The sequence below is a fragment of the candidate division WOR-3 bacterium genome (assembly GCA_029858255.1).
Lineage (GTDB): Bacteria > Hydrothermota > Tepidihabitantia > SM23-42 > SM23-42 > SM23-42.
Genome location: JAOUFJ010000009.1, coordinates 16,072 through 29,029 on the forward strand (window position 1 = coordinate 16,072; position 12,958 = coordinate 29,029).

General features: G+C 46.7%; 12 protein-coding genes. 5 read left to right on the top strand and 7 right to left on the bottom strand.

The annotated features are described in order from the left end of the window. Positions 1 to 205: 205 nt before the first annotated feature. The 7 genes from OEV79_05730 to OEV79_05760 form a co-directional block, all read right to left on the bottom strand. On the bottom strand, positions 206 to 1,282 hold the full coding sequence (locus tag OEV79_05730; GenBank protein MDH4210929.1) for a DUF362 domain-containing protein: 1,077 nt from the start codon (positions 1,280 to 1,282) through the stop codon (positions 206 to 208). Then, complete coding sequence (locus tag OEV79_05735; GenBank protein ID MDH4210930.1) at positions 1,279 to 1,848, bottom strand: hypothetical protein; 570 nt, start codon at positions 1,846 to 1,848, stop codon at positions 1,279 to 1,281. Before OEV79_05735 ends, OEV79_05730 begins: the two co-directional genes overlap by 4 nt. 63 nt (positions 1,849 to 1,911) lie before the next feature. Continuing rightward, positions 1,912 to 2,418 (bottom strand): hypothetical protein, encoded by a 507-nt coding sequence (locus tag OEV79_05740; protein ID MDH4210931.1) that lies wholly within the window; start codon positions 2,416 to 2,418, stop codon positions 1,912 to 1,914. A gap of 153 nt (positions 2,419 to 2,571) precedes the next feature. Beyond that, on the bottom strand, positions 2,572 to 3,147 hold the full coding sequence (locus OEV79_05745) for a hypothetical protein (protein MDH4210932.1): 576 nt from the start codon (positions 3,145 to 3,147) through the stop codon (positions 2,572 to 2,574). Between the two features lie 442 nt (positions 3,148 to 3,589). After that, complete coding sequence (miaB, locus tag OEV79_05750; protein MDH4210933.1) at positions 3,590 to 4,879, bottom strand: tRNA (N6-isopentenyl adenosine(37)-C2)-methylthiotransferase MiaB; 1,290 nt, start codon at positions 4,877 to 4,879, stop codon at positions 3,590 to 3,592. Further along, the gene (locus tag OEV79_05755; GenBank protein MDH4210934.1) at positions 4,876 to 6,054 is read right to left on the bottom strand and encodes a MiaB/RimO family radical SAM methylthiotransferase; all 1,179 of its coding nucleotides are present in this window, start codon (positions 6,052 to 6,054) and stop codon (positions 4,876 to 4,878) included. Before OEV79_05755 ends, miaB begins: the two co-directional genes overlap by 4 nt. 11 nt (positions 6,055 to 6,065) lie before the next feature. Continuing rightward, entirely contained in the window at positions 6,066 to 7,730 is a 1,665-nt protein-coding gene (locus OEV79_05760) for a 30S ribosomal protein S1 (GenBank protein MDH4210935.1), read from the bottom strand. A 236-nt stretch (positions 7,731 to 7,966) separates the two neighbouring features. Here OEV79_05760 and OEV79_05765 point away from each other — a divergent pair, with 236 nt between their 5' ends. The 5 genes from OEV79_05765 to OEV79_05785 all read left to right on the top strand — a co-directional run bounded on the left by OEV79_05765 (position 7,967) and on the right by OEV79_05785 (position 12,952). Next, the gene (locus OEV79_05765) at positions 7,967 to 8,512 is read left to right on the top strand and encodes a peptidylprolyl isomerase (GenBank protein ID MDH4210936.1); all 546 of its coding nucleotides are present in this window, start codon (positions 7,967 to 7,969) and stop codon (positions 8,510 to 8,512) included. Between the two features lie 94 nt (positions 8,513 to 8,606). Continuing rightward, positions 8,607 to 9,455 carry an NAD(P)-dependent oxidoreductase gene (locus OEV79_05770; GenBank protein ID MDH4210937.1) on the top strand — a complete coding sequence of 283 codons (849 nt, stop codon included), beginning with the start codon at positions 8,607 to 8,609 and terminating at the stop codon, positions 9,453 to 9,455. 66 nt (positions 9,456 to 9,521) lie between these two features. Beyond that, positions 9,522 to 10,952: a B12-binding domain-containing radical SAM protein gene (locus OEV79_05775; protein ID MDH4210938.1), complete on the top strand. Its 1,431-nt coding sequence runs from the start codon at positions 9,522 to 9,524 to the stop codon at positions 10,950 to 10,952. Positions 10,953 to 10,956: 4 nt separating this feature from the next. Continuing rightward, positions 10,957 to 12,021 carry a hypothetical protein gene (locus OEV79_05780; GenBank protein MDH4210939.1) on the top strand — a complete coding sequence of 355 codons (1,065 nt, stop codon included), beginning with the start codon at positions 10,957 to 10,959 and terminating at the stop codon, positions 12,019 to 12,021. An 88-nt stretch (positions 12,022 to 12,109) separates the two neighbouring features. Beyond that, positions 12,110 to 12,952, top strand: coding sequence for a polyprenyl synthetase family protein (locus OEV79_05785; protein ID MDH4210940.1), 843 nt, complete (start codon positions 12,110 to 12,112; stop codon positions 12,950 to 12,952). The last annotated feature ends 6 nt before the right edge of the window (positions 12,953 to 12,958 follow it).

Consider the following 12,958-nt stretch of genomic DNA (forward strand, 5'->3'; position numbering starts at 1 on the left):
GATACCATATTCCCATCCAGAGAGGATTACGAATTTGGTCAACCGCTACGGTTAAACCTTAAAAATTATATAAAATCGATGGAGGATGTCAATTATCTATTCGCGCTGGCCATCTGTAGCTTTGTTCTGCAATACCGCAGACTTGAGAAGAGTGCCGGTTGGTAAGAGTACCAGTTTTCTGGAGAAAACGCTTCATTTTCGGGAGTTATTTGTAAGAATTGAACAGCTTACCCCAGTCCGTTCGCAGGAATTTCTGTGCGATCTTCTTGCCGTGGATGTTATACCAGTAATAGTCGTGGTAGAATCTTGAGGCTATGAATGACCATGGCACGATCGGGGTCCGGAGCAACAGATTTTCAAGGGGTTTAAGAGGCCCCCAGTATATGGCTTTCTGCCCCCGGGATGCAAAAGTATCCTTCATCTGGAAATGAAAATTGACGTTTCGGATATCCTCGCCTACGATCTCTATCTCGTGAGGATCTGCATTACCCAATCCCATCTGATGCGCAAGGTAGAGAAACTTCAGGTCAAGCGGGTCAAAACCCATCATTTTGGCAGTGACAGCATCTATAGCTACTGAATCTCCGCTCGCCAGCATGTAATTCTTGACATGCGGATGCATGAGACGGGGGCCCGCACCATCTCCCGCGACCGTGCCATCTGTCACGCAAAATATTCCGGGGTGTATTTCTTTCTGTATCTGGAGCAGATCTACGAGCGTTTCGTGGATGACCGAGTGAGTCCAGTGGCGGTTGTCATTAAGCAGTCCGCCGAATGCGTTTTTCATTGCGCCGGTTATCGTAGTAAAGACATGCGTTTTCATGGTCGGAAGGTGGAAGGCGTTTTTGCCAATGAATAATTTTGGTATTTGGATACCATCGGCGTATACTCTATCCAGAACCAGCATTCTTGATTTTGGTTTGAAGTGTATCCATTCAACGTCAGGTTTGTAGAGATATACGAATTTCAGATTGTGCTTCTTCATTACCGATGTCAGGTGATTATTATCCGCGCCGATCTCTGGATTGATTACGACGGTACGATTCTGCGCTGGTATGAGATCACGGTATCCGAACTTGCTGAGTGCGGACACAACACCATCAAGTTGCCAGGGTGTGGTTGAACATGCCGGATAATAGAAATGCCAGGTTATGTTCACCTTGAGGATTGTGGGCAAGTTACTCTTGAGATGGTACCGGACGCCGGCAAGCTCCATCAAACGCTGTATGTCTTCGAGGACTTTACCTGGATTCGTTTTGACGACGGCGACCCTGGATTTCATTTTATCAATCGCGGCTTGCAGATTATTTCACGCACTTCGAACGAGAAGAAATCTTTTCCGTGTCTCGGAAGGCATACGATTGCGGTGTCGGCACCCTGCCCGCTCCCTCCGATAGCGATGACCTCCTGGTCATATGGTATAAGCCCTGCATCAATAGCCATTATCGCGATCTCGATTGCGACCTTGGTTCCCTGGCCGAAGATACGCAGGGTATTTGCCGTAAGTTCATCGACTTCCAGACCACCAAATTTCATTCTAACTGCCCGGCCCAGCCCGCCAAAGAAGTGAGTGCCGGTGTATACCTTAACACCTTTGCTGATCAGTTCTGTTTCAGTTTCTTCTGAAAGTTCGCATTTCCCCGGGTCACGGAACCCAGCCTGGTGCGCCACCGAGATGATATTCAGATCTTCAGCCTTCTCACAAAGCAGCTTCGTCGTGTAGCCGACACACGACGCAACGATGATGTATTTTATGCCAGTTTCCCTGGCCCGTTTCAAGGCTGCGTCAAGTGTATCTTCTGTATTATCTCTGCCTGGCTTGTCCCAATAGTGGACTTCGTATTTCATGATAGCTCCTTCAATCATTATACTGCTGTGACGTGCAAAGTCAATGCACGTATGCTCTTCCGACTACGTCGCGTACTTCTCAGTCCATTTTTTGGCGAGCTCGTCTCGGCGTGGTTTATATATGGTCTCATAGAAGTAGCGCTGAGATTTTAGTACGGCTTTATCGTGCTCTTTGCAGATTTTAACGGCCTCCTTCCACGCTGTGCTGAAATTCTTGCCGAAGCGTTTGGCGATCTGCCGCTTGAAATCGTCCGGTGACTGGACCTCGCTTCCCATGACGAAGAATTGTTTACCCGCGATCTTCACACTGTAGGCCGCTTCGTCTCCAATACTCGTCATGGTGAATGATTTCTGCATTTTCCTTACTTCACTTTCATTGTATTCTTTCCCCTTTGATTTGAATTTGCCTGGTGGTTTCACGCCTCCCTTGCCTTTAAAACCGCGCTTTGCGGCCGCGTAGAATATCGCGCGGTTCAGCCCGAATGACTTCGCTGAAGCGACCGGCATTCCCAGGACATACGCCCGAGCTGCCTGTAATGTCGCCATTACTTGAAATCTGCCAACTGACATACATCCTCCTTTGTCTTCGGAGCAGACAAATACGAAAGACCTAAATCTGCCTAAAAATGGACCAGGATACCTGAATATTCATAGCTTATGAACGCTGCGCTTCGGCGAGTGAAATGATACTGCGAGCTTTACGATACTGCTCAGTACGTCTGGTCATTTTATTTTCCTCCAATCCTGCGTGGCTATGGGACTTTCTTTACCGAGGAGATACAGCGAGCTTAGCTTCTTGATAACAATGCCTTCATGTCCTTTCTTCACTTCTGACAGATAACTACTTTTCAAATCCGTCAGCTTCTTGTCTGGTACATAGTAAAAGGGTGGGTTGAAACTCATTCTGCCCAGCAATCTCTTTCGCTGCTTTAATGTTTTCTTGCTGATATCCATACCGTTGTAGTATATCATATCGAAAACATAGACGATTGGATCAACCTTTGGTTCCTTGACGAATAGTGATGGAATGAGACGTCTGCCGCCGCTGGAACACAACTCACAATCGAGTAGAGTATTTTCTGGAAGCATACCAAGCAATTTTTCGAGCAAATAACCTAATTTGGCCGACCAGTTCGGCTTGCGTTCGAGCCGCCTTCCCCAGCATTCTAATTTGCCACCTTTGTAGCAGATTATTTGCATGCGCCATCCGTCGATCTTCGGTTCATATATCCAACCGCCTCGTATTTTTTCGCCAAAATAAGGGATCGGCTGCATCAGCCAGATGGGACCGGACAACACATGACATTATAGTCCCGTTGCAGGGAGAGTCAACAGAACGCCCTTAGAAGTTATGAAGATGAGAAGGTGAGAAGCTGGGAACGAAACAACGGTAGTTGAAGACATGTCCGCACAACGGACTGAAGCTATGTTTCACTGGAGTCATGCCTTCGGCTGAAGACACGCTTCGCTTGAAATACTGAACATAGCATAAACGAATACAACAAGCGCTGAATATGCTAGATCAATAAACATTGAAAGCACTGAAAGAGTTGCCTCGTTGGAGAATTTGCTTCTCGACAAGCTCGAAGAATAAGGCATTATTGTTCTGGTAAGTGACACAAGGAACGCATCGAGAACATAGTGAGTTGCTACGTATCTACTCTATGCCTCTGCATCGACATTACCGAACCTAACGATAGTAACGAGAATACGTGAAGCGTCAGGCGTGATGCGTGTGGCGTTATTCGTCGATCAGTTCGCCTATCGGCGTGTGACCTTTCATTTCTTTTATGACAACGTTTCTAACCTCTCCCGGCTTTATCTGCGTTTGCACAATGACATCTTTGTTACCGCGTGTCTTGCCGCGTGAAGCTTTTCCTCTGGCAGCACTCTCGAACAGCACTTCATACTCTCTGCCAATCATCCCGGATGTCTTCTCTTTGACGATCTCATTCTGGACTCTGATCAACTCGCTTAGGCGTCGCTTGATCGTATTCTCATCCAGTGATTGCATGTTGCTTGCTTCTGTTCCCGCCCTCTTTGAGTAACGGTACATGTAGGCATAGCCGAATCCGATTTGTTTTAACACGGAAATAGTCTCGAGAAATTCCTCCTGGGTTTCAGTGGGAAAACCGACGATGATGTCGGTAGTTATGGTAGGGTTAGGGATCTCCTGGCGGATATAGTCCACGAGGGCGAGATAATGTTCTGTCGTGTATTTGCGGTTCATCAGCCGCAGGATTCGGTTACTGCCTGATTGGAGCGGAAGGTGAAACCATTCGCATATGTTATGGTGACTCTTTATAACCTGAACGGTTTCTTTGCTAAAGTCTTTTGGATGAGAGGTCAGAAAACGTATTCTGAATGCACCGGGAATCCGCGCGATACGTTCAAGTAGCCCCGCGAAATTCATATCCTCATGGTGGTATTCGTTGACGTTTTGTCCCAGCAGCGTAATATCCTTGACCCCGTGTTTCACGAGGTGGCTGACCTCGCTACATATGTCAACGAAAGGACGCGACCGCGCATGTCCCCGAACATAAGGCACTACACAATACGAACAGTAATTATTACAGCCGCGCATTATTGAAACGAAATCAGTGATCGCATTCGGCGAGTGGTATATGCCGCAGTACGTCTCGGCCGAGAGCTTTGTATCGATGATCCTCACCTTTGTTTCCATTATTTGTGCTATATAGTTGCCAATCTCCCGGTAGGAATCCGGCCCCAGAATAAGATCAACGTGATTGAGTTTTCTTGTGATATCGTCAGCATTGCTTTTCGCAAGACAGCCGACAACAGCCAGAACCCGCTCACCTTCCTTTCGCCAGTTTTTTAGACCAGACGTGTAGGCGAGTGCTCGGTTTGCGGCGTGTGCTCTTACCGTGCATGTATTTACGATAAATATGTCTGCAGTTACCGGGTTATCAACCGACTTAAAACCCTGATCGGTGAGAATTTTACTCATGAGAAAAGAGTCATTCTTGTTCATCTGGCAGCCAAAGGTTTTAATGAAGAATCTCTTTTTCAATGTATTGTCTGGTTTTTTACAGTACAGGGTATTGCATGGGTGATGTCCTCGGTTACGTTATCGATCATGACCTCGACAAGTTCATTCTTTGGGCATTGTTCGTCAATGTGGACCTTGATGTAATTGTCTGTAAGTCCCAGGCAATGCCCATTTTTGTACTCGACAGCGACCTCGAATTTCTTGTTGATAAGTTGCCTGCGGAATTCGTAATTCTTTTGTCCTATCAATTTCTTGAGTTCCCAGAGTCGATTCTTCTTCTCGATCTTAGATACCGGGTCGCCTAACTTGAAAGCGTCGGTGCCATACCTGGGTGAAAAGGGGAACACATGCACGTGAGTGAACGGCTGTTCGTGTATGAATTCATATGTATTCCTGAACTCCTGTTCGCCTTCACCAGGAAACCCGACGATTACATCTGCTCCTATTGCGACATCCTGAAACTTCCCCTTGATCAGGCGGATCACCTTTTCAAGGTGTTCTTTATCGTATGAGCGGTTCATTTTCTCAAGTATTGTATTGTCGGCGCTCTGGATAGGAATGTGGAAGTGACGGCACGCCGAGGTTTCTCTCATGGTATCTACTAATCGGGGAGTAATAAAAAACGGCTCTATCGATGATATCCGGACCCGGGGGCATCCGGGTATTTTGTGTAAAGCAACGAGCAGTTCATCGAGTGAAGTGTTTGCATCCCTTCCGTAGAGGCCAATGTTTGCTCCCACGAGGACGATTTCCTTGTAGTTTAGCGATATCGCCCACCGCACTTCTCTCTCGATTTCCTCTATCGTTTTACTCTCAACCGTTGACCGTACCTTTGCCACGATGCAATACGAGCACTTCATATCGCAGCCGTCCTGTATCTTCAGGAAATAGCGTGTCTTGTCTGGTCTGGGCAAGATATCCTTGATCGTTGTATTTCGATCGACGTTGTCGATCAGGTAGGTTGCCTTCGCGTATCTGTCCGGGTCAGTGCGACAAGCACATCCGGTTGCGATGATCGTGGCTTGGGGGAATTTTCTCAGCGCCTGGCGGAATTTTTTGTGAGAATTCAGCTCCGCTTCTCTGGTCACGCAACAGGTATTGACGATGACCAGATCTTCTACGTCGCTGAATACTTCCAGCAGACAGTAGCCTTCGTACTGATTGAGCTTACAGCCTAGATTGATTAGTTTTTGCAAGCCGGATTATGCTACTCTTTTTGCTCCGCTTGTTTCTGAGAATCAAGGATATCACCGATGGTGAATTTATCAGGCGCTGGTTTCGGCGCTTCTTTTTTCTTTAGCGGGGCCTTGAAGATTTCCTTCTCGCTGAGGATTATTCTTCGCAACCTCGAATTGATCTTCCGCACCGTTACCTCAATCTCCTCACCGAGCGTGTATAGGTCTTTTGGTTTCTTCCCGCGCCTTGCCAGATAATTTGCCGGTATGAATTCCTCAACTCCACCTTCGAGCACCAGCCGGATCCCTTTTGGCAAAATATCACTGATCTTGCCTGTTATCTTTGAACCTTCAGGAAAGGTTTCAACAAACTTGGTGAATGGATCCTCTTTACAGTGTTTGATGCTCAGTGATATTCTTCGGTTCTTACGGTCGATCGTGCAGATGACCGCTTCGACTTTCTGTCCTTTACGCAGATAGTCAGAAGCCTTCTTGACCTTTTTGTCCCAGAAAAAATCATTGACGTGGATAAGGCCTTCGACACCGTCGATTATCTGCACGAAAGCACCGAAGTCCTTGAGATTAGTCACCTTGACGACTGCCTTTTGGCCGACTTCGAGTTTTTCATCAACTGTTGACCAGGGATCTGGTTTTGTCTGTTTCATCCCGAGAGAAATCCTTTGTTCATTGCGGTCGATTGATAGGACAACAGCTTCAACCGCGTCGCCAACCTTGAGAAGTGACGATGGATCCTTTACGTCTTTTGTCCAGGACATCTCAGACACGTGGATGAGTCCTTCTATGCCTTTTTCAAGCTCAACAAATGCTCCATAGTCGACGACACTGGTCACTTTTCCTTTAACCCTGGTGCCGACCGGATACTTTTTCTCGATGGCTTCCCAGGGATGCTCGGTCAGTTGCTTCAAGCCAACAGCAATCCTGCCGGTTTCGCGATCCATGATAAGCACCTTGACCTTGATCTTGTCATTGACTTTTACGACCTCGGCCGGATGGGTTATTTTCAGCCAGGAAATATCCGTGATATGAAGCAGGGCGTCGATGCCTCCGATATCAATAAAGGCTCCAAAATCTGTGAGATTACGCACGGTGCCGTCAATGATATCGCCAACTTTCATCTTGCTGAATATGCGCTTGCGCGCTTTTGCTTGTTCTTCTTCGACCGCCATTTTTCTCGAAACCACGATGTTCTTGCGCAGCATGTTGATCTTTACGATCTTGACTTCGGATTTCTGACCGATCAGAGATTCGCCGTCAGCTTGTGCCTTGTAGTCGATCTGTGAACTGGGCAGAAATGCTTCAACCCCCATGAGATCGACCGAATACCCGCCCTTGATTCGCTTTTTTATCGTGCATGAAGCAGTCTCGCCGTTCTCATATATATGTTTTATTTTGTCCCAGGCGAGCTGAAAATCCGCTTTTTTCTTCGATATTACGGGAAATCCTTCCCGATCTTCAAAGGCTTCGAGAAAAACATATATCGTTTTTCCTTCTTCGGCATCTTCAGGAGCACCGAATTCTTCGAGGGGCAGAAATCCCTCGGCCTTAAGGCCAAGATTGAGCAGAACACCGTTCTTCGTTCTTTTGATGACCGTCGCTTTTACAATATCACCCTCTTTAGGTGTGACAAATGATTCTTCCAACAGTTTGTTCAAATCCTCTTGAGCAATTTCTTTCATTTGGCTATAAATCCTCCTTTGAATAGTTTTGCCATTCACGTGATTATACTGATTTTTCGACGGTTGTCAATCGTTTTCAGGCATTAGTTCCTGCTCCGAACGGTTGACGAACCGCCTTGAACGCGAAGCTTGTCGTATCAGCAATCAGGACTGCATACAGGCTGACGCACAAAGGCTCATTTGACTTTTGCCCATAAATGAATATAATATGTTTCAATTTGCCAAAGGAGGATTTGATGAGATATTTGTGCATGGCCGCTATGCTTTTCTTTGCATGCGGTGTTCAGAAGGACAGTGATATGGTCGTCAAAAAGACCGGCGTTCCTTACATGAACATTGCGGTAAAGGACTATGGTACCGTTGTGATCGAGCTGCTGCCGGATGCAGCGCCGAAAAACGTCAAAAATATCATTGAACTGACAGATAAAGGTTTCTACAACAATCTGATTTTCCATAGGGTCATAAAAGGTTTTGTTATTCAGGGCGGGTGTCCGAACGGCGATGGCACGGGCGACCCTGGGTATGAGATCGAGGATGAAATCTCGCCGCAGGAGAAACACCTGAAAGGCACAGTGGCGATGGCGAATCGGGGTCCAAATACAAACGGATCTCAGTTCTACATATGTTTAGAGCCTCAGCCCAGACTCGATGGTCGGTATACGATCATCGGTCGGGTCGTACAGGGCATGGACGTTGTGGACCGCATAGGCAATGTGGGGACCGGGCAGTATGACAAGCCATTGGCCGATGTTGTAATGGAAAGAGTCTGGATCGAAAAATAGCCTCAACGCTCTGCTTTTCGTCCAAATGTGCTTGCTGGAAGTATTGTTACACGACAATTATTGACGGTGAGAAGGACGTAAGGTATAATACACAATGGAATTTGATAATCTTTTAACCAGCGCTTTTGGTTTCGCCGAGAAGTTGATACTCGAACTGCTGCAGAGAGGGGAGAGTGTTTATGCAATTTACCCGACCCCAAAAGACGTACCGATGTCTTTTCTTGGCAAGAAGAACATAAAATATGGTTTCTTGAAATTCGAGCATGACCCGATTCTTGAAAAAACATTACCCAGAAGGGTCAAGCACATTTTCCATATCTTTGATATGTACGGCGGCAGGTTTTCGAAAGTATTCAAAGCCAATACACTGGCCACGCTGCTGCTGTTGGACTGGGCCAAGAACGTTGGCGCTGAGAGTTTCACACATCTCTCGAGCGGAGAAGTCTATGGCAGAGGCAAAGACCTGACTGAGGAGGCTGCTCTCGAACCACATGGGTTCTATGCGACTACGAAATACCAGGCAGAGATGTTCTTCAAATACTATCAGCGGGCACTCAGGATAAGTACAGTCCGCTTATTCTTTCCTTTTGGTAGTGGTGTTGAACAGGGTTTTCTCTTCGACCTCGCACGTGCCGTCAAATCCGGGAATCCTGTGGAATCGACGTATGATCAGATCAGCCCCACGTTTGGCGACGATATTGTTGCTCCCCTGTTGAAGATCCACGACCGCAAACAGGTTGGTGTTTACAACTTATGTGGTAGCCCGATAAAAGTTGAAACGATTGTCGAGAAGATAAGACAGATAATAGGAAAAGAACCCAGCAAAATAACGGTAGAAGAGAACGAACTGACCGGGAACGCCAGACTTGCCAGAGAGAAACTTGGTTATGTGGAAACCTCAATTGATGATGCTCTGGAGCGCGCATTTGTGCATATGAAATAGCGCAACTGTTTCATGTATGGCCTGCTGTTTTTCCTCTGTAATTAAATTTGACATATATAGACATTTATGACTGATCTGTTACTGGTTAATCCAAAAGAGGCAGGAGCGTTCTTTGAACGAATGCCGCCTCTGGGTCTTGCATACATCGCTGGAAAACTCCAGACCCGTGGCTACTCCGTAAAAATCGTGGATTTTGAAGTAGATAGACGCCCGTTAACGTACTGGCTGGATTTGTTTCAGCCAAAATATCTTGGCATTTCTGGCACCAGTCATACTCGCTTTGAGTCGTTTCGATTGGCAAATGAAGCAAAGGCTTATTCACCGGAGATTGTGACTATTTATGGAGGCGTGCATGCCACTTTCACCGGCGTCAATACCCTTCGGCGGATAACCGAAATCGACTATGTTGTATGTGGTGAAGGTGAAGATACAATCGTAGCGCTGCTTGATAAACTATGCGCTAGTGAAGAACCCGAAGATGTTTGTGGTATATGCTATCGAAAAGGTGAGGACATCGTACAGACGCGTCCGGCACCGCGCGTCAACCCGCTCGATAGTCTACCCAAACCAGCATATCAACTGCTGAATATGGAACAGTATTCAGTAGAAATGGATTTTCTGGGTCGTAGAGCGATTTCCCTTCTGACCTCACGGGGTTGTTATGCAAAATGCAGTTTTTGCTCTGCCAGTAGGATGTTCGGACATAAGGTGACGACTCATTCTGCTCAACGTATGCTCGATGATGTTGAATTTCTTTTCAGTAGCTACGGGTACGAGGGTCTGAAGATTTTTGATAGCACCTTTACCATGAAGAAAGAACATGTTTATGAATTCTGTGATGAGATAACGAAACGCAAACTCAATTTCCCGTGGGAATGTGAGATAAGAATCGGCTCGGTCGATCTTGAAATGCTTGAGAAGATGAGAGATTCAGGATGTTACTATGTCAATTTCGGTGTTGAGTCCGCAAGCCAGCGCGTCCTTGATCTGATGCGTAAAGCTATTAGAGTCGAGCAGGCAGTCGAACTGCTGAATCTGTGCAACAGTGTAGGTCTGCGTACCAAGGTATTTTTCTCGTTCGGACATATTGGCGAAACAATGGATGACGTGGAGAAGACTTTCGAGTTCATCGACGAGCATGCCGGTGAGATATCGACCGTGGCCAGCGGTGCTGGTGTGCGTGTCTATCCGGGAACTTATCTGGAAGAATATGCCTTCAAGAATAGTTTTTTACCCAGCGATTTTGAGTGGAGTTTACCCTATGATGACCCGCGACTTGACAACATTATGCAGACACGGTCGATACCAGTGCTGGTCCAACCGCAACTTGGCTATGATGAACTGGAAAGTATTGCGCTACAGGTATACTCACGGAAGTTCAGAGGTTGGAAGGGATTCAAACATGGTGTGAAAAAGGTAACTGATTGGAATAAGCTAAAGAAACTCTCACGGCTGCTGAGGATAAAAATGAGAAATTTCTTATCGGGGAGGGATTAGTTACGTGCGTATCTTGCACCTTTCATTTGAGAACTTCCAGGACGTGCCTGGTTTGTTGAGTAGAAGTCACAGCTATTTTGGCGACAAGGGTTGCTTGACGACGATGGTCCGTTCCCGGCTTGGTTTTCCAAACGGAATTTGTTTGCATTACCCGTTTCTCGATTCCGGGTTTCCAAGTAGCCTTTCGAGGATTTTGGGTCGGTACAACGTCAATGTAATGGAAACCGAGTTGAGGCTTAAAGTGAAAGGCGAAAATCCTTTAGAAAGGTTGTATTTCAAAGCCCGGGATTACACCTGGCTCTATAGATTGAGCCGCGCGTGGCGCCGCTATGAGCTGGACAGTTTTGATATCTACCATTTTGACGGGGATGTTCCTTTCATTTACGGTGACCGGATCCTGAAGAAGCTAAAAGGGAAGAAGCTCGTCACGCACTTCTTTGGAAGCGAGCTCAGAAAATGGGGTATGAATTCCTTTTTGCACGAACACGCCCACCTGAGGTTCACTTCGGAGTTAGACCATACAAAGATAGATCCAACGCTTTTCTTCGTGCCTATTCCTTACGAAGTTGGTAATATCAAAGCCCGCACGCGCGAGAACAAGGTGTTACGTGTCGGGCATTCGCCGACACGCAGGACCGCGAAAGGTACTGGAGATATTATTGAAGCGGTGAACCGAATAAAGAAGCATCTGAACTTCGAGTTTCTGCTCATTGAGGGTGTATCCCATAATAAATGCATGGAATTGAAGGCTATCTGTGATATTGGTATCGATCAGATCGGCAACTACGCCGGAACCGGATACGGCCGCAGCGGATTGGAATTTCTCGCGCTCGGGGCACCCACGATTACGGAAATTCCGGATGAATACGAGAGACTGCTACCCGGTCATCCATTTGTCAAAGCTACAAAAAGGGATTTCGAAGAAGTACTTTCGAAATTGTTGCGCGACCATCAATTACGTGAAAAGAAACGTAAGGAAGGTTTAGAGTGGGTACATGAATTCCCGCATCCGAGACGGATAATCTCAGAAATATACAAGGAATATCGCAGAATAGGTTGGATTCATTGAATATACCAATTGCATATTGACAAATATGTATTTTGCATTAGAATTACGTTCTTGAAATATCATGCAGAAATTTGCTTTTGATGAATATTTGGCGTGTCAGAAAAATCTGGTGGATGCGGATCTGAAGAAATTTTTTTCGCAGAAGAATGCGCTGTTTGACATCATGTACTATTCGGTTGATGGCGGCAAACGGATAAGACCCATACTTGCGATTGCAGGATACGAGGCATGCGGTGGCAGTGATACCGGCGCGATAATGCCCATTGCATGTGGTCTTGAGTTGATCCATACCTATTCTCTGATCCATGACGACCTGCCGGCAATGGACAATGATGATTTTCGAAGAGGCAAAGCATCGGCCCATCGGAAGTTCAACGAAGCGACAGCGATCCTTTCCGGTGATGCTCTATTTGCCTATGCCTTTGAGTTGTTCAGCAGCGGTAACGACTATGCGCCCGAGAAATTGGAAGTGATCAGAGTAGTCAGTGAAGCTGTCGGCCCGCAGGGTGTAGTGCATGGGCAAATGCTCGATATATGCGATATGGAACAGCAGCCGAAGGTTTTGAGAAGCATACACCTGAACAAGACTGCCAAGTTCCTTGCGGTGGCAATCAAGGTCGGAGCAATAATGGCGGGTGCATCAAGGACGGTGATCGAAAAATTGCACGGTGCGGGTATCTGTTTGGGGATGCTCTTTCAATACACCGACGACATATTGGATGTAGTTGGAGATAAAAACGCCCTTGGCAAGACGCCGGGAAAAGATGAGGCGAGCGGTAAGCTGACTGCACCTGCTGTTTACGGTCTCGAAGGTGCACGATTCAGGGCGCAGCGTTACGCCGATCGTGCAAAGGTTCAATTCAGAGAGCTCGGAAACGAATTTGAGTTTTTCTGTCAGATGACAGATTTTGTGTTGAATCGTTCGTTTTAGTCATAT

Bases quoted from the DNA above. Each gene is read 5' to 3' on its own strand.
- OEV79_05730 (MDH4210929.1), bottom strand. From the start codon at position 1,282: ATGAAATCCAGGGTCGCCGTCGTCAAAACGAATCCAGGTAAAGTCCTC.
- OEV79_05735 (MDH4210930.1), bottom strand. From the start codon at position 1,848: ATGAAATACGAAGTCCACTATTGGGACAAGCCAGGCAGAGATAATACA.
- OEV79_05740 (MDH4210931.1), bottom strand. From the start codon at position 2,418: ATGTCAGTTGGCAGATTTCAAGTAATGGCGACATTACAGGCAGCTCGG.
- OEV79_05760 (MDH4210935.1), bottom strand. From the start codon at position 7,730: ATGAAAGAAATTGCTCAAGAGGATTTGAACAAACTGTTGGAAGAATCA.
- OEV79_05765 (MDH4210936.1), top strand. From the start codon at position 7,967: ATGAGATATTTGTGCATGGCCGCTATGCTTTTCTTTGCATGCGGTGTT.
- OEV79_05770 (MDH4210937.1), top strand. From the start codon at position 8,607: ATGGAATTTGATAATCTTTTAACCAGCGCTTTTGGTTTCGCCGAGAAG.
- OEV79_05775 (MDH4210938.1), top strand. From the start codon at position 9,522: ATGACTGATCTGTTACTGGTTAATCCAAAAGAGGCAGGAGCGTTCTTT.